The organism is Algibacillus agarilyticus (genome assembly GCF_003286125.1).
Classification (GTDB): Bacteria; Pseudomonadota; Gammaproteobacteria; order Enterobacterales; family Alteromonadaceae; genus Algibacillus; species Algibacillus agarilyticus.
On the sequence record NZ_QMED01000010.1, the window covers coordinates 132,910 to 155,434 of the forward strand.

Consider the following 22,525-nt stretch of genomic DNA (forward strand, 5'->3'; position numbering starts at 1 on the left):
TCAACACTAGTAATTAAAACGATAGTTAGAAAACACAAATGCCTCAGCATTTGGCGTGGTTACAGTAACGGTGATCAACTTAGCTAATTCAACGGCCGTTGTTGTTGTGCCATCCATATTGCCGTCATAACCCACGATCACCTCAACGGTAAAACCTTGGTATATGGCTAAATTAGAGCCTTGACCATTTAAAATGGCTGAGCCGCTTTGTGATAGGCAATGGTAATCGTCGACATCGTCATAATCATTCCGTGAGGCTTCTTCGGTAGCCGATGTCAGTACCCCCGGCGTGACACAAGCCGGTATAGTTGTGCAATTATTGGCACCTAATCCGGTTTCACCACAACGTGCATTGCCAAATATCACCGTGCTTTGTTCATCAAATGACTTAGCCGATATTTCTTCTAACAAACCGTGTGCTAATTCAGCGGCTCTAACTTGTAATACCGGCTCAACACTACGAATGGTTAACGGCGATAGCACATTAACTACAATAGAAAGCGAAACCGATAATACAATAAAGCCAATCACCATTTCTAACAGCGTAAAGCCTTTTTGTTTAACATTAAGTCTTGAATTAGATTTGATTAAAAGGCTAATCATGTGCAAGCCCCTTTATGAATATAGCCTTGGCTTTCGATGCATACATAAAGGGTTTCGCTACCACTAATCGTCACAAGAACATCGGTTACACCACATTGAGCACCTTCACTGGTAACAGGGCAACCTAATAAATTAAAATAAATACGGTTATTAAAACTGCTGGTAATTGAAAAACTAACGGATGAACTAACAACTTCACTCGCCGATATACCATAATGCGAAACATCAAAATCAGCTGCTATGGCCGAATATTCAGTCGGTAAAGCCGTGCTCGTGCAATCTTCATTATTTGTATTATCAAATGTCACGCCAAAACGACTTGAAGTAAATAACACGCGGTGGCATGTTTCAGTGGTATTTTGCATCGCTTTGGTTTGTTGAAGGCGCAACAAACCTACCAGTTGCTGTAGAAAAAGATGTTCATCAACCCCCTGTTTATCAAAAAATCGAGGAATAATAGACACCGAAATAACACTTATTAATAATATAACAATAATAAGTTCAATTAGGGTGAAACCATTACGGTGTAAACGCAGGTGCATATTTTTGATAATTTGAATGTCCATAAACAAAAAAACCCTCATAAAAGAGGGTCTTCATTATAAAACAAGTAAGTTATTAACAACCTGTTGTAACAGCACCACTCACACTCGCAGTAGCAGCAGTTGAACCGGTCGCAGCAACAAAGTATGCATGGCAAGTCGAAGCAGTTGGTGTGGCATCGACGTCTTTCTTGCCTTTAGGGTAAATAATAACGCCTGTAGTGCCACCGGCTGTGTATACACCCGCGCTAGTAACGCCACCAACAATAACACAGAAGTCGGATGCACAAGCGGTTGTTGTAGTACCTGCAGTTACATTGCCATCTAATAACTTCAACCACTCAGCAGTTGTCGCCGCAGGGTAACCATAAACCGCATTATATGTTTCACCATCAGCTGTAACACTTGCCGTTGCTTCTTTATGTGTTCCAGCAATAATTAATTTTGCATGAATCATATCAGAAGAAGATTTGACAGAAGCTTCCACTGCTTCAACAGTTGCTCTTGTCGCATCACCTGACATATCTAAAAATTTAGGTGCAGCCGTCACCGCTAAAATACCTAAAATAACAATAACGATAACCAATTCGATTAACGTAAAACCTTTTTGTTGTGTGTTGTTCATATTACTAACCTCAAAAAATAAAATAAAAGCAAAAATCTAATTATTACTAAAAACAGAAACTTGACCTGAAAGTGGAATATATTCAAAACCATTGCCTACTGTTGTCGCAGTAGGAGCCGTATTCTGTGTTTTAACTGTTTGCACTAAATAATACAAGCATGTATTGGGTGTGCCGGTATCAACTGTGACGTAGTAGTCATTTTCTTCAAAATCGGTCGCCGCAAAATCGATTGTTGTTTGCGGCGAACTTTGCAACACGCGATTAAATACAGCTTCGCAGTCCGTCGCCGTCATATTGTTAGCGCCCGAATTAGTATCCGCGTTATCGCCATCGTCATCATCGCCCGCACCGGTTGGATAACCCGAGGTTTGGTCAACACCAATCGCAATGGTATCTAACTTAACCGTGACCAATGTGCCTTTAGGTCGGCCATCTAATTCCCACTGTGCACGCACTAAACCAACGCCAGTTGCAACACCACCGGCAACCCCTTCAACCGTGGCATCTTCAGCATCTGCGGTCACACTTAACATTCTAGGTAAGGCGGTAACCGCTAATAAACCTAAAATAATGATCACAATAACAAGTTCAATTAATGAAAAACCTGTTTGTTTTATAAAGCTTTTTTTATTCATAAAGACTCTTTTCATCCTTCATTAATTTAAGTATAGATGAGTCTATCAACTAATATCAATTTAATTCATACTACATCAATAAAATTCATATATCACGATATAAATGTGTTTGCCCTGTTTGTATAAAATACTGAAATTTCACCCTTGTTTCAGATCCTATTGAATACTCACACCTATCTTGTTTATTATTAATTTTATAAGCCACATCAATCGATTTTTTTAACGACATGAGCGGCAAACCCAATAACGCTTGCCACAACACCTGACAACCCGCTGCATCATGACTTTGCAATATTGGCCAGCCCAATGTATTTAATTGCAGCATTTTTCCTGAATCAAAGCCATTAATTTGACCTATCGATATCTGCTTAGGTTTACCAAGCAACAACCATTCCAAGTGCACTAACTGTATTGCCTCAATAAAATGATGCGTTTGTACAACAAAGTTAGTCTTCACAAAATCTTTTTCTGTTGTTTCATAGTATCGAAACCAAACCCCAATCAAAATAAGCATAATGATAAAGCTCAATTGTGCAACAAATACGCCACGCCCTTTCATAAACTACAAATCGTCATTATTTATAGGCATTCATCATATCCCACATCGGGGTAAATATACCTAACGCCAACACCAAAACCATAACGGCAACAATACTGATCAGTATAGGCTCAATCTTAGAGGTCAGCGATTTTAAATCGTAATCAACTTCGCGCTCATAATATTCAGCAACTTCGGTTAACATTACATCAATTTGGCCGGTCTCTTCACCTACGGCCACCATTTGCAATACTAAGGGCGTAAATAATTTACTCGCGTTTGATGTTCTTAATAAGCTATCTCCACGCTCAATACCTTTACGCATATCCGTAATTTTTTTGGACATATAAGCATTATCAACCGCTTCAGCAACCAAGCCTAAACCTTGCGTGATAGGTACACCTGATTTAAGCATTAAACCAAATGAACGTGCATAACGAGATAACGTTGAGCGCTCAATAATACTACCGACAGCCGGTATGCGCATTTTGATTCTGTCCCAATTATGACGTCCAATCGGTGTATTAACATAACTACGAACAGCAAAAACAGAGCCAACAGCCCCCGCTAACATAAGCCACCAATATTGCATAAAGAAGTTGGACGAATTAATTAATATTTTAGTCATCAAAGGTAAATCAGCACCCAACTTGGTAAACATTTGCGCAAAAGTAGGCACAACCACCATATTCATAATAACGAGCGCAACCAATATGGCGGCTAATACAAATATAGGGTAGCGCATCGCAGACGAAATACTCTTGCGTGTTGCTTGCTCGCGCTCAAAATAAAAAGCCAGCTGTAAAAAAGTGGTTTCTAGTTGCCCAGTGTTTTCACCCACATTGATCAAACTCACAAACAACTTAGAGAAAATGTGCGGATGCATGGCCAAACCAGAAGATAACGTACGGCCTTTTTCTAATTCACTTACAATTTCTAATAACGCCACACGCAAACGCAAAGCTGTCGTTGTTTCTGCCAGCCCCGTAATAGCCCTAATAATAGGGATACCCGCTTTGGTTAAAGCATACATCTGGCGCGAAAACATCACTAAATCATCAAGTGAAACTTTAGGGGTTAAAAAATTAACGTTAGTGGCAATTTGACCTGCGGCTTTTTCATCTTTACTGGTTTTATTTTTTGCTAATGCAATTTGAATCGGGGTGATTTGGCGGCGCATTAAGATATCGGCAGCTTGCGATTCAGATCCAGCTTCAACCTTACCCTGCACTAATCCGGCTTCACCTTTTCCTTTGTATTGATACAACGGCATTAAGCAGACTCAACCTGAGCTGCGGCTTTATCGAGATCAGCCATGTTTTCAACTAACTTTAAGACTTCTTCTACCGATGTCTGCCCTTGCCTTGCATAATCTAATGCGGCAGCGGCTAAAGGCTTGTAATAAGGGCTCGCTTTGGCGTGCATGGCAAAGGCTTCGGTATCATCCCGTTTTAACGCATTCATCATGGCTTCATCAAGCTCTAATAACTCAAACACCCCAATTCGACCTTTGTAGCCAATATAATTACAACTTTGGCAGCCCTTACCTTGTTTAAATTCGATATCAGCTAGCTTTTCTTTAGCTAACCCCGTTAGCCAAATTTTCTCGTGTGGTTCAGGTTGATAAGGTATTTGGCAGTTAACACATAATTTACGGATCAAGCGTTGAGCTATAATCGCTCTTAATGAGCTTGCCACTAAGTAACCAGGCGCATTCATATCAATTAATCGAATTGCACTGCTAATCGCATCGTTCGTATGTAACGTAGATAGTACTAAATGACCGGTTAATGCACCGCGTAAACCGATTTCAACCGTTTCTTGATCGCGCATTTCCCCCACCATGATGATATCAGGGTCTTGACGTAATGCCGTGCGTAGTACACTAGAAAAGGTTAAATCGATTTTTGCATTGATTTGCACTTGATTAATACGCGGTAAACGATATTCAACCGGATCTTCACAGGTAATAATTTTTTTGGACGATTGGTTCATTTCACTTAATGCACCATACAAAGAGGTCGTTTTACCCGACCCTGTCGGGCCTGTCACTAAAACCATACCATGCGGCCGACGAATCACATTTCTAAAGCGCTCGAGTATTTCAGTTGGCATACCCGTTTGGTCAAGCGTTAATACACCACCAGATTGATCTAACAATCGCATAACCACAGATTCACCATATTGAATAGGCATGGTTGAAAGCCTAACATCAATACTTTTATTGCGAACTTTAATATTGCAGCGACCATCTTGTGGTAGGCGCTTTTCAGAAATATCGAGCCCAGACATCAACTTTAAGCGTAAAACTAATGCAGAGGCAATGCGTGATTCATTTAGTATATTTTCTTGTAAAACACCGTCTACCCGCATGCGGATACGGAGCTTTCGTTCATCAGGCTCAATATGTATATCAGAGGCACGCGCTTGAACAGCATCTTCAAATATCGTATTCAGTAATTTGGCAACGGTGGCTTCTTCTTCATCTCCGTCATCAAATGTTAAAGCACCTAACTCGAAATCAGCAGAGGTGTCATATTCTTCTTCTAACTGAGAGGCAAACGATTCGATATCGGCAGTACGGCGATACATACCATCAAATGCTTCAAGTAGTTGACTTTCTCTGATCGCGGCCAGTTGAATTTCACGTGGCGCTAATAAAGGATATAACGCATCAAGAGCGCTTAAATCAGCCGGGTCACTCATACCAACCATAGCCGAAGCATCATCCGCTTCAACCACAATGGCCCGGTATCGACGAGCTTGCACTTCGGGTAATAACTTAACCACATTGGGATCTAAGCGTTTTTGGCTTAAATCAACAAACGGCACATTTAATTGCTGCGCTAAAAACGTTAATAATTGTTGCTCTGTGATCGCTCCACTTTCAATTAATGCCGCGCCGAGTTTACGACCCGTTTGCTTTTGCGCACTCAGCGCTGCCATTAATTGGGCTTCTGTTATGATCCGCTCGTCGACGAGCAAATCACCTAAACGCTTTTTAAGCTTTGGACGGATCATAAAATTACTCTTCTATAGTGAGCTTGAGCTTTATAAATTCAAGGCTCGACTGGCTCAAACCGCCAACCGTTAACGCTTGTTTATAATGCTTATCGGCTTCTTTAGCTTTGCCTAATTTCTCGAACGCAATAGCAGCACCGAGCAACCACTGACCTTGCGGCTGATTATTTAATAATAACGCTTGCCAATTTTGTAACGCTAAAGACCATTGCATGGTTTGCTGCGCGAGAGCGGCAGATAATTGATAATACTCAATCGCACGCTCTTGCGGCGTGTGGTTTAGTAACACATTAAGGGCTGAATGAGGCTGCTCAATTGAGAGCCAAACTCTGGCGGCCAATAAGCGATACCCTGTATGCTCAGGATAATTTTTTATACCTCGTTGTAATATATTTAATGCTTTTTGATGATTTTTTTCACCATAAAGCAACCCAACCCATTGCGCTCTGGCTTCGTGCAATGCTGGTTTAATGCTCAATGCTTTTTTATATTCAATTTCAGCTAAGCTGAAACGACCTCGGTTATAGGCCTCATTACCTTTATCTAAGGCTTTGCGTGCTAATTCATCCGCCGATTTTTCAGTCGGTCTCATGCTAAAAATTGGTTTAGCTATTACAGTGTCACTTGTTGAATCATCTGAATTAGTTGATTGATAACTCGACTCACCTTGCTTTGCTTCACTTGTTTCAGAGCGACTTGGTGAATTAACTTCAATAATTTTTTTTGGTGGCTTGGCAGCAGGCACAATACTCGCAGAAGTTGTGTGGACAACAGGCTTTTTTTGAGGAGGAGATGTATTCAATGATTGATTTTTAGCAACAGCTAAATCGTTAGAATTAGGAGAGGCTGCATCAACCTGATGCGTTGATTTATCGATATCGCCGATGGGTTCATGATCGAGGTTTTCATCATTTACCACATTAACAGCATTAAGGTCGGCAACGCTCTGATCTTTTTCACTCTCCTCTTTCACGCCTACATCAGCAACAGAAGTAACAAGCGGGTTTAATGTTTCTTCAATCGCATTAAAAGTCGTATTTTGATTGTCGTCATAAATACCCGCAACCCATAACGCAGCAAACAACGTTGCACCCGCTAATAGAATATAAATGATCCGCGTGTAGTTTTTTTTAGCTGGAATATCAATGCGCTGATAAGAAAGCTCATCATCAGTTGGCTCGACAGGTTGATTTTTTTTACTATCGATATTTTGTAGCATTTGATTGATCACACTCACGCTAACAAACTCCAAATAGAAACCATTAATATGAGCATAGCAGCCCCTCCCGCAATAATTGACCATTTAGGGATTTTTAACCACACGGGCAGCATGACATACTCAGTATCTTCAACGGCTTTTTTGGCATGGTCAGCTTTAACCGCTTGTAAGTTCTCGCCATAACACAACATTAAACATTTATGCGCCAACGTATTAATAATCCGAGGAATCCCCCCCGAGGCACGATAAATAATAGCACTCACTTTCTCATCAAAAATAGGCATTCCTTTAAAGCCCGCAATCGATAATCGATGATTAATATAAGCCTGAACTTCGGTTTGATGTAAAACGCGTAATTTATAAGAAAACGTAATACGCTGTTTAACTTGACGCAAACTCGGCTTAGCGAGTCGGCTATCTAACTCGGGTTGACCAAATAAAACCACTTGCAATAATTTTCGGCTTTCAGTTTCTAAATTAGTGAATAAACGCAACGCTTCAATACTTTCTTCGGGTAGGGCTTGCGCTTCGTCCAACAATAAAACAACCGCTTTGCCTTGTTGGCTATAATCCATCACTTTTTGCTGGATCAGTTGGGTGATCTGTTGCTGACTCGTGTTTTCATCTAAACTCACCCCAAGTTCTTGGGCAACCGCAATGCTTAGCTCTTCTGGTTGTAAGTAAGGGTTAGGTATGTAAGCAAGCACAAACCCATCGGGTAATTCATTCATCAATTTACGACAAAGCAGGGTTTTACCGGTACCCACTTCACCGGTCACTTTAATAAAGCCTTCACCGGTTTTTAAGGCCGTTAATAAAACCTGCAAAGCCTCATGATGCGAAGGTAAACCTAAAAAGAACTGCGTATTGGGTGTTAATGTAAAAGGTAACTCTTTTAAACCAAAATGGTACAAATACATAATCTTGTTATTCCTCGTACCATGACTGCAGCAAATCAGAAGAGCGTTTTAATTGCTCAGTCCAAGTACCCTCACCGACGACAATCGGCCGGATCATAATAACTAATTCTTTTTTACTTATTTTTTCAGATTTAGAGGTAAATAATTCACCTAACCAAGGCACATCACCCAATAAAGGCACCTTAGACTCAATATCTTTACTTTGTGATTGCATTAGGCCACCAATCACCACAATCTCACCTGACTTAGCTCGAATGATCGTATCAGATTCACGCACCGTGCTTTGCGCTAAAGGCAGCTCAAAGCCTTGTTCATTTAAGGTGATCACTTTAGTTTGCTCGGCGGTTTCAATAACAGAAGGGTGAACATGTAAAATAACACTGCCGTCTTCATCAATTTGCGGCGTAACATCGAGCGCTATACCCGAAAAAAACGGTTCCAATTGTATATTAGGCGAAGAGGTTGTAGCCGCGCCAGTAACGGTAGTCGTTGATACATCAGTCACAAAATACTCATCGGTACCCACTTTGATCACGGCTTTTTGATTATTAGATGCCGTTAAACGCGGGCTTGAGAGAACTTGCACATCACCTTGCGTTTCAAGCAAGTTGATCACACCGGCAAAGTCGCGGTTTAAAAACGTTAAATTAGCTTTACCGCCAATCGTACCGTTAATAACATTATTAACCGCACCACCTGCCGTCGAGAAAGTTAAATCCGTACTGCCTACATGCCCTAAAATAGATTGCCAATTAATACCTTGTTGATATTCATCTTCTAAACTGACTTCCACTAATTTAGCTTCTAAAATAACTTGTCTGTGAATATGCGTTTCAGTTTGGGCTAAAAAATCTCTAATAGTGCGTAAATCATCGGGGTAAGCACGTACAGTAACTAAACCCGAATGCGGGTTCACAATAATAGTGGCATTGCTACTGCCCCCCACTAAGTGCTCAAGAGACTCTTCTAATTCCTTCCAGAAATCATTTTTATTTTGCGTAACAATGGTTGTGCCTTTACCGCCACCAGAAAGACCGCTGTCACCACCCGAATTACCTTGTTGACCGCCGCCACTAGCGCCGCCTAAATTTTGGCTACTGCCACCGCCATTACTGCTTGATCCACTACCGCTAGAATTGCCACTCCCACCGCCGGATTCACTATCTTCACTGATCCCACCCGATGTGATCGATGTCATTGAAACACCCATACGTTGCATCGACAAATAATCGACAGAAAAGGTTTCTGTGCGCACACCCGCCGGATAAACTTGCAACAAGCGGCCTTTAAGCGCAATTTCATAGCCATACATGTTTTTGACCACATCGAGCACTTCAAGCAGCGTTACGCCTTTTAAATTTAAACTAATATTACCTGAAACATCGGGGTGAATAGCCGCACTCATAGGGGTATCGAGCACTAAACTTTGAAAGAAAGCGCGAGCGTCAACCTCTTGAGCGTCCATATCAAAACGCATTTCTTCAATGATCTGAGTATTACTTTGCATAGGCGCAAACTCAGGCATAAGCTCTTGTGTAATATGAGCAGGAATAGCCGCCGATGCATCTTGGCTTTTCGTTTTAGGTTCGCTTTCAAACGCATCAACAACATCAGAGTTTAAGCCGGTTATACGGCAGCCTGCTAGTAGCACAAAAAATGTCACGCAGATAAAAGGATTAATTGGCATTCGATTCTTTTTTAATGTCAGCATTATTTAAACTCAATACTCTGGTTTTACCTTGGCTATTTAATTTTACTAAGCCAAAATCAATTTTTTCTATTATCGTAGAAGCGCTTATCCTTTGCCCTTCACTATATACTTGACCATTTATGATGGCATTACGGCCAAACGCTGAAATATTAATCGCTTGCAACACCCATGATGTTGGAGCAACCGTTGATGTTGCACGCTCACTTAACGTGTAGCCTACTTTTGGCTGGGTTGGGTCGGTCTTTAATGGCTTGATCGCTGCTGATAGCGCAAGTGATAAAAAGGTTAATAAAGTCAGTAAGATAATTTTCATAAACCCATAAACTCTTTTTCTAAGCTTAACGCATAGATAGCAATCGTTAATTCTGCCTCTGGATGTTGATTGACTTTGAAATTAAAGTCTTTCCAGCGTAACTGCCAAGGCAATTGCTCAGTCTTCGCTAAAAACTGATATAAATCTGTATAATTGCCCATTAATTTAAGCGATATACCATGCCTAAAAACATTAGCCTGCACATCCGTTTCAACTATCGGTAATAGCGCTTCTGGCTCAAGTGAATCAAATTTAAGAACCGTAATGCCTTTCATTTGACTTAAAATATCATTCACAACTGTAGCCATCGTATTCGCCTGCACTAACTTGGCAGACCCCTTAGCTAATTGTTTTTGCGCCTTTTCAAGTTTAGCATTTAGCGTGACTATTTTTTGTTGCAACGATATATTAGGGTCAGTTGATAGATGTTTTCTATATTGAGAACTCACCGCCAGCAAGCTATTTTGCTCTATCGTTTTTTCACTAATCGATTTTTCAAGTTTGTCAGTCGCAAGCCACATGGGCTCTAAAATATTAAAAAGACCAACAAAAAACACCAATACAACACCTGAAGCTAATGTGAGTACTTTTTCACGCTGACTTAACGTTTGATACTTATCATTTAAGCTTAGCCATATTTTTTTCATCGCACACCTCGCTCAGCCGCAGGTTGCAAGCTCGACGATTGACTTGTAGCCACTTCAAATAACGTATACGTTTTATCACCATTTACTGACATTGTCAGTTTATTCAACGGCTTACCATTAAAGTAACTTGATTGGCTTATCGCATTAATCCATTTTGGTAAGGCTTCAGGCGTACGAGTGCCTCCTCTAATCAAAATATCATCGGGTGTGTATTTAACTGTCGTTAACCAAACATCTTGGTGTGCATAATGCGCTAAGTCATACATCAACGCGGCGTAACCTTTTGCATTCAGGGTATCACTTCCACTAATTGCCCTAACTAACATGCGTTTATTTTTTATTTCATTCTCAAGCATTTCCGCTTTTTTAACTAAAACCGGATCAAAACCATGTGATAAGGCTTGCTCTTTTAACTGTTCTGATTCTACTTTTTGCGCCTCAAGTGTACTTGATAAAGTCGCTTCTAATTCTGTTTTCAATTGTAAATCGTACCCAGTAAATAAATACAAAGCGCCCATCACAACTAACGAAGTCAGCCAAGCATAAACCACCACTTTTAAACTCAGCGGATCAGCTTTAGGCTTAAACTCATCTAAATATAAATTAATGCTCGCTTTCACTGATCACCTTTTTACGCTCGGTTAACGCAATCGCACTAGCCGCTAAGTAACCATATTCATCCATTTCAGCCGTTAATGATTGGGCTAACCACGTTTTTAACGGTAAAACAGGAATAGGGAAATTCATTCCCACTTTTTCAATCAACAAGGCTTCATTTTTATTTGGCACGGCAAAGTAAACACGTTTAACCGGAGCTTGTCGCAACTGACTTTCAAAATAATCTAAAGAGCGTTGAATCTCCAAGCTGATATTATCGGCAGCACCATTATTAATTTCGAGCTCAGCAAATTGATAAAGCTTGTTATAACCTCGCACACGGCGAAAAAAGAACACTTGCCCCTGCTTAATAATTTGCAGCAATAACTCTTCATCTTTTTGTTGTGTTAATAATAAAACCGCATCATCACTCTGCTCGAAGCTATTAATATAAGCGAGCTCTTCAACGGTGATTTGCTTTATATCGATATTTTTTTGCGTAAACGCGTGTATAAGTCGAGTTAAAATGACTTTTTTGGCAGCCACTAAATTGACTTTGTTTTGACCAAACGGCTGAGCAGGTACATCAAAAAATTCAATCGCCATGTCTTCTAGATTACCTTGGATGTAATCTTTAGCAGAGTACTTTAATGCTGTGGCTAAATCAGCATCATCAACATCCGGTTTATCAACCGCAACTAAATTATAATGATGGCTGGCAATAATAACGTTGGCATTTGCATCTTTAATTGCATGCTTTTGTAATAACTGGGTCAAATCAGAATCAAACTGTTGCGGATCAGACAACTCAATAAAATCAAAAATAGTTGGCAGATCTTCATTAACCGGATAATTAACAAGATAGATAGCTTGGTTGGTAAGCAATACGCCTACTTCATTTTTAGCGATTTTTTGCTTTTTAAATCGATTCACTAACTTATCAAGAATAGGATGCATTTATTAAAATCTTATTATTATCATCTAAAATTAAGGTCTAATATTTTGAGTTAATGGTTTGTGTGTTGCTGAATCATAGAATTAAAAACGATCGACGCTAACGTTAAATATAGTCTTCTCGCTCAGGTTTTATGGTTCATTGTCAGCGCTTACTCGCCCCAATCACATAATAGAGCATATGCTCATGGGGTCTCGAAGCCTGACGGCTTCCCCTAAAACCCGATCGCTTTGACTATAAAACGCCCACAAACCCCATCACTTCATACTTTATCAATTTTTACGCGCATATCGATATATCAATTCTAGTCGAATACTCGGATGTATGAACTTAGTTCAAATAAAACTAACAAAAGAAACCCTTTTATAGCATTATTGACCATATTCTATTAGTTTCCAAGCGTTTACCTCTATTGCTTTCGTTTAATTTACCCAGTCCCTTAAATCAGCTTGTTATCGCAGCGGCGGCCAAACAAAAAATAAAATTGTGGGTCAAGCGTGATGATTTAATTCACCCTGCGATTTCAGGCAACAAATGGCGAAAATTACAAGGTTATTTACAACACGAAAAACCTCAACGAATAGTGAGTTTTGGCGGGGCTTACAGTAACCATTTACATGCGCTTGCTACTTTATGTCATGCACATCAAATTAATTTACATTTAATTATTAGAGGCGAAGCTCAACATGCCAACAATACCACCTTAAGTCAGTTACAAAAATTAAATGCGCAATTACAATTTGTAGACCGAATGACTTACCGAAAACGACATGAGCAAGCTTATTTAAATGAGCTAGCCACTTTACACCCGAACAGTTTAATTATACCCGAAGGTGGTTTTGGCCCTAAAGGTGCTGCGGGCTTATCGACCTTAGTGCAAGAAATAACAGATAACACACACCCAGATATAATATGTTGCCCCGTAGGTTCAGGCACCACGTTAGCCGGTATTAGCAATGCACTTGGTCAACAAAACAGCTGTGAGCTATTGGGGTTTAGCGCGATCAAAAAAGGGGAATATTTAATTGAGCAAATCAAACAGCTGCAAACAGGTTCAGCTCAACACTTTACATTGAATTTAGAATATCACTTTGGTGGGTTCGCAAAAACAACACCGGCGTTAATTCATTTTTGCCTCGAATTTTATCAACAACATGGCATGTTGTTAGATCCCGTTTATACCGGCAAAGCGATGTGGGGCTTACTTAAGTTAATTGAAACCAAACAAATTGCACCCAACAGCCAAATAGTTTTCATACACACAGGTGGCTTACAAGGGTGGCTTGGCATGTTAGAACGCAACCTAGTACCAGCTGAACATATCAAAAAGCTCAACCAAGCCCTCATTGAAAACCGAGTTATCGCCAAGCCGTTTGAAACTAAAGAAACAAGCTAAATAAACGAGTTAATTGAAATTGCTCAATTCATTAATAGCGTGATTTAAATAGACTCCTTGGCCACCATCAATGTTTAATGATTTAAGTTGCTGCCATTCATCTGCATTTTCAATACCATAACCAAAAACCCGCACGTTGCCGCCACTGCAATTAGCTAATAAGCTACGAATAAATAATTGATTTTCAGGATGTTGCTCAATATTGCGAATTAAACTGGAATGCAACTTTATATAAGCAATCGGGTGCTGTTTTATGTAACTCGAATTAATAACGTACTGGCCCACGTGATCAACCAATAACCTCACGCCTAATCGACTCAACTTTAAAAAAATAGGCTGTAACCGTTCATTCTGCTGAAACAAATTATATTCATTAAACTCTAAAATAAGGCGATCACAATACTGTTCATTAGCACGCAAAAAATCAAGCAACCAAGTAAAAAAAGCGGGTTCAAGTAACGAATCAATACTGATGTTTAAACTGCTGCTTTCAGCACTGCTACTGTCTTGATGAAAAAGATTAAATAATTTTTTTAATGCCTGCTGTTCTATCTTACTTTGCAAACCACATTTAAAAGCCATGGGTAAAAACAGTCCGGCTTGTAGCAATTTTCCTTCTGCGTCACGCACTCTTAAAGTTGCCTCTTGATGATGTATGGCATTATCTTTAGCGGACAGAATGGGTTGAAAATATAACGTAAAGCTCTCTTGCGCTAAAGCATTTTCTAAAAATGTACGCCACTTAAGTGAGCCCATAATCAACTCTTGCGGTTTAGCATCATTTTCATACATAAACCAGCCTACATGACCTTGCAGCTGCGCAGTACGTAACGCCATATCCGCTTCCGACAAAACTTGATAAGCCTTATCGTTGCAATTAAAACGCGCGATACCAATATGAAAAAAGCTATCCGACTCGATGGATTGAGGTAAAGCAACACGTTGAATAGAACGAACTAAGGCATCGGCAAATTTAATGATTTCACGTTCATTAACCCCTTGTAACAAGACCGCTATTTCAGCATAAGCGCGTCGAGCTAATAAAGGCTCAGGCGAAATACGCAAGGTTTGATTCAACACACCAATGATCTGACTCAATAACTGATGCGCTTGCTCACTGCCGTATTCATTTTCGATACGATCAAGTTCTTGAATATGAACTAATAAAATGGCGCCACCCATACTATTTTCTTCATCAACTAAAGCCGCATCAAACCGGTGATCAAAGAACAAGCGATTACCAATGCCTAATTCAGGGTCTAAAAAGGTTTGGCTACGAATAAACTTATCAATTCTATTTTGCTCTTTACGATTCCAAGCAAGTTCGTCTAATAACGAATCGACTAACACGACAACCGAGCGATACTTAATATGTTCAGAACGGCGCTTCGCAATGCCTAATTTACGCGCTTTACGTTCAAGTTTTCTGAACTTACTTTCAATGGTATTTGAAACGATCGAAACAATAACAGCTAAAATAAACGAAAATAAAAACAAACAAGCCAAATTTTTTAAGATGAAATGAGCTGATACTTGGGCATAACTCAGTGTTATCGTCCCACCGGTTACATTGATTTGATAAGTGCTTTGCCAGTCAAGTTTGCTGATAGGCGAGAGTTCAAAATGATAGACAAGTTCAGTTGTCGTGTAAGATAACGAGTTAATCCCCTGAAAAAGCCCATTTTTTTGTGCGGCTTCATGCGTTAAGGTAGGCCAATTAAACTGAACTTTTTCTATTTGATTTATTTGCGCTTGAATAGCCGAATTACGTTCTCCGGCATGAATAAGCACAAACGATAACCACACAATAACTAAAAAGCCAACCAAGGCACTAATAATATAGTTACGCCATAACCTAATCGCCCTGACCGACGTTTTAAGTGGTAATTTTTTCATCCCTAAATACTCAAAAAAGTGATTAACAATAAGTTAAATCTAGTTGAACAAATAATAAACAGCAACTACCTTTTCAGCTTATAAACTAACATTTCACACTGCTGATTATCGTCATTTAATTTAACTAAATCATAGCACTTTAAATCATCGCGCTTATCACAAAACCGATCAAAGCTTATGCCTAGGGCGTGTTCTTAATCTTATTTCACAGACTTTTCATCTGACTTACGCATTTAGATCGTCACCTAATTTGGTAAAACATTAACCAGCAACTAAAATATATCCAAATGACTTCAAGATGTAAGACTCTGAACTCGCATCTTGAAGTCACTTGGGTATACATTTATCAATCTTTTTATCATGTGATTTCGTGTTTTATAACAACTTAGGCATCCATAAATGCAATTAGCTTACTGCTGGCGATTATGTTTACTTTTTCTTATGTTAAGCCTTTCAGCGCTATCAAGCGCCGCTGACATCATAAAAATAAGCATTGGACAGTCCGAAAAAGATGTACGTAATCAATATACCAACGAAATTTTAACGCAAGCTTTAAAATTAAGCGCCGAAAGATATGGGCCTTATACTATGCAAGCGATGCAATATGCTGTGCCTAATAATCGTAAATTAAGCTTGTTACAAACAGGCGAAATACTCAATATCGCGATGGCATTAACCACATTAGAGTGGGAAGAGAAAACCATCCCCATTCGCATTCCTTTGCGGTTAGGCATTCTAAATTACCGATTACTGGCGACGCATAAAAACAAACTGCCATTATTTAGCGATATTTCAACCGCTGAAGATTTGAAAAAGCTAACCGTTGGCCTACGTAAATCTTGGGCAACTTGGACAGTTATGCATCAATTAGGTTTTAAAATTGAAGATGCGTTTTCATACGATGGCATTTTTGGCATGCTCGACAAACAACGCTTTGATTACATCCCCCGTGGCAGTCATGAAATCGTTGATGAATTAACCTTACGTCAAAAACAATACCCTGAGCTCACGATAGAACCTAAACTTGCTCTCTATATTCCGGCGCCGCTCTATATGTTTATCTCGCATAAAACACCGCATATAGCCGAGCGTTTAGAATACGGACTAGAAGAAATGGTTAAGCAAGGTTTATTACGCAAAATATTTTATCGATATTATGCAAAGCATTTAGAAAAAGCAGATTTAGCTAATCGCACAATCATTAATATTGGTAATCCGGTTTTACCGCCAAAAACGCCTTTGCATCGCAAAGAACTGTGGCTAGATTTCAATAACCTTCAATTACCGCCTCAAAAGTAATTCAACCATGACTCGGCATGATCACCCTCAGCACTTGTATAGTGGGGATCCACGTTTTAGGTAAGGGATTAAAAACACCATAAATAGAGGAAACACCAACCTTTGTAAAATGTTCGCTTACGTTTGCAGTGACTTAGCTATCAACACTCACTCGGTAATGCCCTCAACTTTAAACCTCGCCCCACCCACGTTCAAATATTAGAGCTCAACAAAATTAGTTTAATTGATACCATAACTCTTTACGATGCAAGGGCGTTAGCGGAGGTAAAAAAGGATTACTAATTTTAAGTAATCGACGACTATCTAATTGCGCTTGCTGGATCACATCGTTATATTGATCTAAAAACAAACGTTGCATGTCTCCACTTTTTATCAGCATCTCAAAGCCAATTTCTAGACGATTGGCAATATCAGGATTGCGTTTAGAAACAAAAGCATACAATGGCGATGTTAAATGGATGGCGATATTAGGCAGCACAATCACATTTTCTATTTTTCCTTCACGTTGCTGTAATTCGTCAAAAACTTCGTTCACGCCGCGAATTAAAAAATCAACTCGTCCTTCATTTAACATCTTGTATAACGAATCTAAGGTTTCTACTTCGAGTAACTTAAAGTTATGCGCTTGCAAGATATCTTTCAAAACCCATTCACTTTTCAAACCAACCGTAAAAGGTTTTAAATCATCAACGGATTTAATCTGTGAAAAACGAGCCAAAGCGTTTTTATTAATAACCACCAAGCGGTAATTCAATAATCCCATACGAAAGGGAATGCGTACGGGTATGGTTAAATTTTCAAGTTCAATAGATGTCGCACTAAACATCACATTTAGCGGCCCGTTCTCTGTTAACAATTTAATTTCAACCGCATTAGGTAAATACCCAGGCTGAATTGATAAATTATAATCGCCAAATTGCGGGCGAGTGATCTCTAACGCTTCCATTAATAACTTTATTTTATAATTTTGACGCGAATCTGCAATGTATTCAGAAGGCGCTGCAACAACTTCATAGCTGGAATCACTTATATGCGGAAAATCATCATCTTGCGCTGCGGTATAACTGACCAAAAGACAAAAATTTAAAAAGAGTATGGTTTTTAGTCTGCCAAGCATCTTTTTCATATTTCACGAAACCTTATTTATAGCCAATCTACCTATATTGATTATTACAGATATTTCATGAACTGCATGAAAACACGCTAACATACTCGGATCTGCGAAAAGACAAGTGGCAAGCTGCGAGCTTATAAACTATCTTTAAAAAACTGTCTAACGACTAACCAATTAGGGTAAACGTGAGTCGCTCATTCGCTATTTTTTTTACTACTCTTCTCATTTTTGCGCTTGCGCGCCCCTGCTTGGCGCAAAAAAAAACCTATGACCCGCAAAAAATGTTAGCGGACGCAGAACGATTTCGTACCGTTGATATAGCAAAAGCAGATAAAATCGCCAACAACGTATTAAAAATAGCCAATAGGGATAATGATCTCGAGCTTGAAAAACAAACGTTATATGTTTTAGCCATGCTAGCTAAAACCCGAAAAGAATATTTTTTAGCCCAACAATATGCGGTTAAATCTGAACGTTTACTTAATGGTGAAGAAGACTACACGTTTACAGTTGATCTATTTCACGCATTAGCAGATATAAAACGTTATGTTAAAGATCATGAAGGCAGTTTAGATTACATAACCCGTTCATTAAAAATACTCCTAAACCAAACCATCCCAAATGATTACCCACGTATCGTTAACGCTTATATTTTAAAAGGCAGCGTCTATAAAAATAGTAAACAATATCCACAAGCACTCGATGCCTACTTAGAAGCTCAAAAGCATAGCGAAAAAGTGGGTGAAGACCACCTCAATCTTAGAGTATCGCGCAAATTAGTTGTTATTTATAAACACATGGATAACACCCCTAAAATGATTGAATACTATGAATTATTAATTCAATTAACTCAACGACTTCGCCGGTACAAAGATGCGGCTAAATACCAATTTAGCTTAGCTAAAGAGCAAAGACTGCAAGCCGATTATGGCGAGTCTATCAAAAACGCAAAACAAGCGTTGGCGTATCAATTAGCACAAGGAAACGAAGCAGAAACAGCTAAAATACAAATGCTGCTTTCAATTTCGTATCGCCGCCTAAGCAGTTACGAAAACGCATTAAACTATGCGCTCAATGCCCTAAAACTCCATGAAAAAATGCATGACTTAAATGGGGTTGCCGCAACAACAAAAGATATAGGGCTCATCTACACGCACTTAGATCAATTAGATTCAGCTCGCTCATTCTATAGTCGCTCATTAGACATACCACAAGATGTTGTATCACCTAAAAACCGTGCTGCTGCTTTGCGTGAAATGGGACTATTGCTCTCTCAAGTGGCAGAAGGGACGAAAGGCTTAGGATTAGCTCAACAAGCACATGCTATTTATGAACGTTTAGGTGACCAAAAAGGCGCAAATAGCGCACTCAGATACATAGGCCAAATTTACAATTCAATAGGCAAAGTCGAGCAAGCTTATCAAACTTATAAAACGGTCATTAGAGATGCAAAAGCCATAAATGATACATGGAACGAGGCGACAAGCTTAGTGATGGCGGCAAAATTAATAGCCGAAATACAACCTGAAGAAGCAAAAAAATTAGCCTTTGCGGGCATTATGATTGCACAAGAAACCGGTACATTATCCGTTTTAGAAGATGCCTATACCGCGTTAATTAATGCTGAAAAACACCTTAACAATTTTGAACAGGCACTCACTTATGCATTAACCAAAGAAAACGTGGTGAATAAAATAAAAGAAGATCTACTTCATCAGCGAATGGCCGAAATGCAAGTCATATTAGACACCGAACAGAAAGAGAAGGAGCTCGAAGTTTTGCATCGCAAGCAAGAAATAAACGCGTTAAAATTAGTAAAACAGTCAACTGAAGTTAAGTTACTTAATCAAGAAAATACAATAGCCAAGCTCAATTTAGAAAACGAACGTTTTTATACGATGTTTATTATGGCTATATTACTGCTACTTTGCTTAACTCTTGCTTTAATGCATTACCGAACTCGGGTTCACAAAATAAACCAAACAACAATGGATAGTGACTAGCCTCGTATTTTTATTGAATTTACCTAAACCAATCAACTAAAAAATCAACAAAGAGTTGAATGCGTTTAGTCTTATAACGCGCTTTGGGATACACCAAAGAGACAGGTTGTGAGCTAGATTGCCAATCATCAAATACCGTAACTAACTTGCCATGCTCAAGGTGAGCTTGTGTATATAACGCATTTAAGCGTGCAACCCCTAAACCTGCTAATGCCGCTTGGCAAATCACATGACCATTCGCGGCCGCCAACGACCCACTCACATTCACATCCACTTTTTCTTGCGTTTTAGTGTGCTCAAAATGCCATTTTTTAACACTACCACATAAACAGTTTGCATGAATTAATTGCTTAGGTGTAACAAGTTTTTTGATTTGCGTTAAATACAAAGGGCTGGCAACCACATGTGTAGACAGTTGCATCAGTTCACGACCAACCAAAGTTGAATCAACAAGCGCCCCCATACGGATCACTAAATCAAATTGCTCACTTAATAAATCGATTTGATGACTGGTTAAATCGAGCTCAAGCTTTATCTGTGGATATCGCAACAAAAAAGCCGTGATCGCCGGTGTTAATATGCGTTCAGCAAACAATCCACCTACCGAATTTAAACGAATAATCCCTGTTTCGTCATTTTGCTTTTCATGCAATTGCCGCTCTGCAAGTTGTAAAATATGAGCGGCTCGCTGACATTCATCAAAATACGTTTCGCCTACCTCTGTTAAGCGTATTTTACGTGTTGTGCGATGTAGCAATGTTGTGCCCAGTGCAGCTTCAAGCTTACTGACTTGCTGAGAAACACGTGCCTTTGACGTATTTAAAAAGATAGCAGCTTGCGTAAAACTACCCATTTCAACAACTTTAATAAAAGCCATTACATCGGCATTTAGCATAGTTTGACTCTTAAGCTTACTGTTAAGTATTAATTAACAGTTTATTAATTGTTTAGCTAAAGATACAGCGTTTATAAAAAATTACACTATGCCAACTTAACAAATACACAAAAAGGGCATACATATGGAAACTCGAATCTTAGGTAAAAGTGGACTAAAAGCGTCGGTGATCGGTTTAGGTTGCTGGCAATTAGGCGGAGACTTTGGTCCACAAGGTCAACAAAATGCGACGGCGATATTAGCCACGGCCGACAAAAATCAAATCTCATTTTGGGATACTGCCGATGTTTATGGTGCGGGTTTAAGTGAAAAAACTATTGGCGAATGGCAAGCAAGCACCCCTGCAGAGCGCACCATCGTAACAAAGCTGGGCCGAGATGATTCATTATTTCCGAACAAATATACGCGTGATACGATGCTTGCAAGCATTGAAGGTTCACTTGAACGTTTACAACTAAACTGCTTAGATTTAGTGCAATTACATTGCATTCCACCCAAAGCGCTACAAAACGATTCATTATGGCAAATATTAGAAGATTTTCGCAGCCAAGGATTGATCAAACATTATGGTGCCAGTGTAGAGACCATTGAAGAAGGTTTGAGTTGCTTAGACAAACCAGGCTTAACCTCTTTGCAAATTATTTTTAATTTATTCCGCCAAGATGCAATCACCACATTACTGCCACAAGCAGCTGCAGCCGATATCGGTATTATTGTACGCTTACCCCTCGCCAGTGGTTTACTTAGTGGCAAGTTTGCGCACGACACTCAATTTAGTGAAGGCGACCACCGCCATTACAACAAAGAGGGTGAATTTTTTAATGTTGGCGAAACGTTCTCTGGTTTACCTTTTGAGCAAGCCATAAAATTGGTTCAACAACTACAAACAATCGCACCCCCAAAATTACCCCTCGCCCAATTTGCATTACGTTGGCTACTAGACCAACCACAAGTCACCACTGTTATTGCCGGAGCCAGCACGCCAGAGCAAGTTGTACAAAATGCTAAGGCGGCCGCGTTAAAGCCATTATCCGTCGATTTACATACTCAACTGCAAACCTTTTATCATGAAAACGTTCGCAGCCAAGTTAGAGGCACTATTTAGCCAGCGCTTGCAAATAGTCGGTTTGCTTTGCAATGGTTAACGCGCCTGGTTTAACGGCTTTAATTTCGGCTTTAGCCTGTTCATAATCACGACCACGCTCTATTAAGAGTTGAGCGGCTAACGTACCGGTACGACCTTGGCCGCCTTGACAATGCAGGGCAACACTTTGACCTTTATCAAGTAATTGATGTACCGTTGATTTTTGACTCGGCCATTCTTGATTAAACGCATCACTTGGCGCTTGATGGTCATCAACCGGCGCATAAAACCAAGTAATACCATAACGTTCACAAACGGCAGGCATATCCGCTACATTTAGTTCAGTCATTTCGGTTTTAGGTGTCAACGACACTAAACCTTTAATGCCTTGCTGGGCAAACTGTGCAATGGTTTCATCTAAAGTGAGATTTTTTGTACCTGGGCAGGGTGTTAAATAAATCGCGGCATCATTTTCAATGAGTAATTTATCAGTTGGATGTGTCATGTGGAT

Annotated in this window: 22 protein-coding genes; 4 read left to right on the forward strand and 18 right to left on the reverse strand. The window is 39.6% G+C overall.

Annotated features, from left to right (window positions below; translation table 11 throughout):
• Positions 1-6 precede the first annotated feature (6 nt).
• From DPX34_RS10160 to pilM, 14 genes are all read right to left on the reverse strand, one after another.
• Entirely contained in the window at positions 7-603 is a 597-nt protein-coding gene (locus DPX34_RS10160) for a type IV pilus modification PilV family protein (protein ID WP_111978314.1), read from the reverse strand.
• Positions 600-1,169 carry a prepilin-type N-terminal cleavage/methylation domain-containing protein gene (locus DPX34_RS10165; RefSeq protein WP_157964686.1) on the reverse strand — a complete coding sequence of 190 codons (570 nt, stop codon included), beginning with the start codon at positions 1,167-1,169 and terminating at the stop codon, positions 600-602. Before DPX34_RS10165 ends, DPX34_RS10160 begins: the two co-directional genes overlap by 4 nt.
• Positions 1,170-1,221: 52 nt before the next feature.
• The gene (locus tag DPX34_RS22290; protein WP_111978316.1) at positions 1,222-1,770 is read right to left on the reverse strand and encodes a type II secretion system protein; all 549 of its coding nucleotides are present in this window, start codon (positions 1,768-1,770) and stop codon (positions 1,222-1,224) included.
• A 36-nt stretch (positions 1,771-1,806) separates the two neighbouring features.
• The gene (locus DPX34_RS10175) at positions 1,807-2,406 is read right to left on the reverse strand and encodes a prepilin-type N-terminal cleavage/methylation domain-containing protein (protein WP_111978317.1); all 600 of its coding nucleotides are present in this window, start codon (positions 2,404-2,406) and stop codon (positions 1,807-1,809) included.
• Between the two features lie 85 nt (positions 2,407-2,491).
• Positions 2,492-2,920 carry a hypothetical protein gene (locus DPX34_RS10180; protein WP_232824705.1) on the reverse strand — a complete coding sequence of 143 codons (429 nt, stop codon included), beginning with the start codon at positions 2,918-2,920 and terminating at the stop codon, positions 2,492-2,494.
• A 61-nt stretch (positions 2,921-2,981) separates the two neighbouring features.
• On the reverse strand, positions 2,982-4,217 hold the full coding sequence (locus DPX34_RS10185) for a type II secretion system F family protein (RefSeq protein ID WP_111978319.1): 1,236 nt from the start codon (positions 4,215-4,217) through the stop codon (positions 2,982-2,984).
• Positions 4,217-5,965, reverse strand: a complete 1,749-nt coding sequence (locus tag DPX34_RS10190) for a GspE/PulE family protein (protein WP_111978320.1) — start codon at positions 5,963-5,965, stop codon at positions 4,217-4,219. The genes DPX34_RS10185 and DPX34_RS10190 overlap by 1 nt, the downstream gene beginning before the upstream one ends.
• Positions 5,966-5,969: 4 nt before the next feature.
• Positions 5,970-7,202, reverse strand: coding sequence for a tetratricopeptide repeat protein (locus DPX34_RS10195; protein ID WP_111978321.1), 1,233 nt, complete (start codon positions 7,200-7,202; stop codon positions 5,970-5,972).
• The gene (locus DPX34_RS10200; RefSeq protein ID WP_111978322.1) at positions 7,199-8,104 is read right to left on the reverse strand and encodes an ExeA family protein; all 906 of its coding nucleotides are present in this window, start codon (positions 8,102-8,104) and stop codon (positions 7,199-7,201) included. Before DPX34_RS10200 ends, DPX34_RS10195 begins: the two co-directional genes overlap by 4 nt.
• Before the next feature lie 7 nt (positions 8,105-8,111).
• On the reverse strand, positions 8,112-9,791 hold the full coding sequence (mshL, locus tag DPX34_RS10205) for a pilus (MSHA type) biogenesis protein MshL (protein ID WP_111978323.1): 1,680 nt from the start codon (positions 9,789-9,791) through the stop codon (positions 8,112-8,114).
• Positions 9,781-10,128: a hypothetical protein gene (locus tag DPX34_RS10210; RefSeq protein WP_111978324.1), complete on the reverse strand. Its 348-nt coding sequence runs from the start codon at positions 10,126-10,128 to the stop codon at positions 9,781-9,783. Before DPX34_RS10210 ends, mshL begins: the two co-directional genes overlap by 11 nt.
• Positions 10,125-10,775: a type 4a pilus biogenesis protein PilO gene (locus DPX34_RS10215; protein ID WP_111978325.1), complete on the reverse strand. Its 651-nt coding sequence runs from the start codon at positions 10,773-10,775 to the stop codon at positions 10,125-10,127. Before DPX34_RS10215 ends, DPX34_RS10210 begins: the two co-directional genes overlap by 4 nt.
• Positions 10,772-11,395 carry a PilN domain-containing protein gene (locus DPX34_RS10220; RefSeq protein ID WP_111978326.1) on the reverse strand — a complete coding sequence of 208 codons (624 nt, stop codon included), beginning with the start codon at positions 11,393-11,395 and terminating at the stop codon, positions 10,772-10,774. Before DPX34_RS10220 ends, DPX34_RS10215 begins: the two co-directional genes overlap by 4 nt.
• Positions 11,379-12,329, reverse strand: a complete 951-nt coding sequence (gene pilM, locus DPX34_RS10225) for a type IV pilus biogenesis protein PilM (protein WP_111978327.1) — start codon at positions 12,327-12,329, stop codon at positions 11,379-11,381. The genes DPX34_RS10220 and pilM overlap by 17 nt, the downstream gene beginning before the upstream one ends.
• 410 nt (positions 12,330-12,739) lie before the next feature.
• Here pilM and DPX34_RS10230 point away from each other — a divergent pair, with 410 nt between their 5' ends.
• Entirely contained in the window at positions 12,740-13,723 is a 984-nt protein-coding gene (locus DPX34_RS10230; protein WP_157964687.1) for a 1-aminocyclopropane-1-carboxylate deaminase/D-cysteine desulfhydrase, read from the forward strand.
• Between the two features lie 9 nt (positions 13,724-13,732).
• On the opposite strand, the gene DPX34_RS10235 is transcribed toward DPX34_RS10230, so the two are convergent.
• Entirely contained in the window at positions 13,733-15,619 is a 1,887-nt protein-coding gene (locus DPX34_RS10235; RefSeq protein ID WP_111978329.1) for an EAL domain-containing protein, read from the reverse strand.
• A gap of 399 nt (positions 15,620-16,018) precedes the next feature.
• On the opposite strand from DPX34_RS10235, the gene DPX34_RS10240 reads away from it, so the two are divergent.
• A complete protein-coding gene (locus DPX34_RS10240) occupies positions 16,019-16,918 on the forward strand; it encodes a substrate-binding periplasmic protein (protein ID WP_111978330.1) in 900 nt (299 codons plus the stop codon).
• A gap of 214 nt (positions 16,919-17,132) precedes the next feature.
• On the opposite strand, the gene DPX34_RS10245 is transcribed toward DPX34_RS10240, so the two are convergent.
• A complete protein-coding gene (locus DPX34_RS10245) occupies positions 17,133-18,044 on the reverse strand; it encodes a transporter substrate-binding domain-containing protein (RefSeq protein ID WP_111978331.1) in 912 nt (303 codons plus the stop codon).
• A 236-nt stretch (positions 18,045-18,280) separates the two neighbouring features.
• Here DPX34_RS10245 and DPX34_RS10250 point away from each other — a divergent pair, with 236 nt between their 5' ends.
• Positions 18,281-20,035: a tetratricopeptide repeat protein gene (locus tag DPX34_RS10250; RefSeq protein ID WP_111978332.1), complete on the forward strand. Its 1,755-nt coding sequence runs from the start codon at positions 18,281-18,283 to the stop codon at positions 20,033-20,035.
• Between the two features lie 19 nt (positions 20,036-20,054).
• Here DPX34_RS10250 and DPX34_RS10255 read toward each other — a convergent pair whose 3' ends face one another.
• Positions 20,055-20,930: a LysR family transcriptional regulator gene (locus DPX34_RS10255; RefSeq protein WP_111978333.1), complete on the reverse strand. Its 876-nt coding sequence runs from the start codon at positions 20,928-20,930 to the stop codon at positions 20,055-20,057.
• A gap of 124 nt (positions 20,931-21,054) precedes the next feature.
• On the opposite strand from DPX34_RS10255, the gene DPX34_RS10260 reads away from it, so the two are divergent.
• Positions 21,055-22,035, forward strand: coding sequence for an aldo/keto reductase (locus tag DPX34_RS10260; RefSeq protein ID WP_111978334.1), 981 nt, complete (start codon positions 21,055-21,057; stop codon positions 22,033-22,035).
• On the opposite strand, the gene DPX34_RS10265 is transcribed toward DPX34_RS10260, so the two are convergent.
• Entirely contained in the window at positions 22,028-22,519 is a 492-nt protein-coding gene (locus tag DPX34_RS10265; protein WP_111978335.1) for a phosphatase domain-containing putative toxin, read from the reverse strand. The two genes, DPX34_RS10260 and DPX34_RS10265, sit on opposite strands and share 8 nt — an antisense overlap.
• Positions 22,520-22,525: the final 6 nt, after the last annotated feature.

Coding starts and splice junctions, on each gene's coding strand:
- DPX34_RS10200 (WP_111978322.1), bottom strand. CDS start 8,104: ATGTATTTGTACCATTTTGGTTTAAAAGAGTTACCTTTTACATTAACA.
- DPX34_RS10190 (WP_111978320.1), bottom strand. CDS start 5,965: ATGATCCGTCCAAAGCTTAAAAAGCGTTTAGGTGATTTGCTCGTCGAC.
- pilM (WP_111978327.1), bottom strand. CDS start 12,329: ATGCATCCTATTCTTGATAAGTTAGTGAATCGATTTAAAAAGCAAAAA.
- DPX34_RS10185 (WP_111978319.1), bottom strand. CDS start 4,217: ATGCCGTTGTATCAATACAAAGGAAAAGGTGAAGCCGGATTAGTGCAG.
- DPX34_RS10235 (WP_111978329.1), bottom strand. CDS start 15,619: ATGAAAAAATTACCACTTAAAACGTCGGTCAGGGCGATTAGGTTATGG.
- DPX34_RS10265 (WP_111978335.1), bottom strand. CDS start 22,519: ATGACACATCCAACTGATAAATTACTCATTGAAAATGATGCCGCGATT.
- DPX34_RS10175 (WP_111978317.1), bottom strand. CDS start 2,406: ATGAATAAAAAAAGCTTTATAAAACAAACAGGTTTTTCATTAATTGAA.
- DPX34_RS10245 (WP_111978331.1), bottom strand. CDS start 18,044: ATGAAAAAGATGCTTGGCAGACTAAAAACCATACTCTTTTTAAATTTT.
- DPX34_RS10260 (WP_111978334.1), top strand. CDS start 21,055: ATGGAAACTCGAATCTTAGGTAAAAGTGGACTAAAAGCGTCGGTGATC.
- DPX34_RS10180 (WP_232824705.1), bottom strand. CDS start 2,920: ATGCTTATTTTGATTGGGGTTTGGTTTCGATACTATGAAACAACAGAA.
- DPX34_RS10240 (WP_111978330.1), top strand. CDS start 16,019: ATGCAATTAGCTTACTGCTGGCGATTATGTTTACTTTTTCTTATGTTA.
- DPX34_RS10165 (WP_157964686.1), bottom strand. CDS start 1,169: ATGGACATTCAAATTATCAAAAATATGCACCTGCGTTTACACCGTAAT.
- DPX34_RS10215 (WP_111978325.1), bottom strand. CDS start 10,775: ATGAAAAAAATATGGCTAAGCTTAAATGATAAGTATCAAACGTTAAGT.
- DPX34_RS22290 (WP_111978316.1), bottom strand. CDS start 1,770: ATGAACAACACACAACAAAAAGGTTTTACGTTAATCGAATTGGTTATC.
- DPX34_RS10160 (WP_111978314.1), bottom strand. CDS start 603: ATGATTAGCCTTTTAATCAAATCTAATTCAAGACTTAATGTTAAACAA.
- DPX34_RS10210 (WP_111978324.1), bottom strand. CDS start 10,128: ATGAAAATTATCTTACTGACTTTATTAACCTTTTTATCACTTGCGCTA.
- mshL (WP_111978323.1), bottom strand. CDS start 9,791: ATGCCAATTAATCCTTTTATCTGCGTGACATTTTTTGTGCTACTAGCA.
- DPX34_RS10255 (WP_111978333.1), bottom strand. CDS start 20,930: ATGCTAAATGCCGATGTAATGGCTTTTATTAAAGTTGTTGAAATGGGT.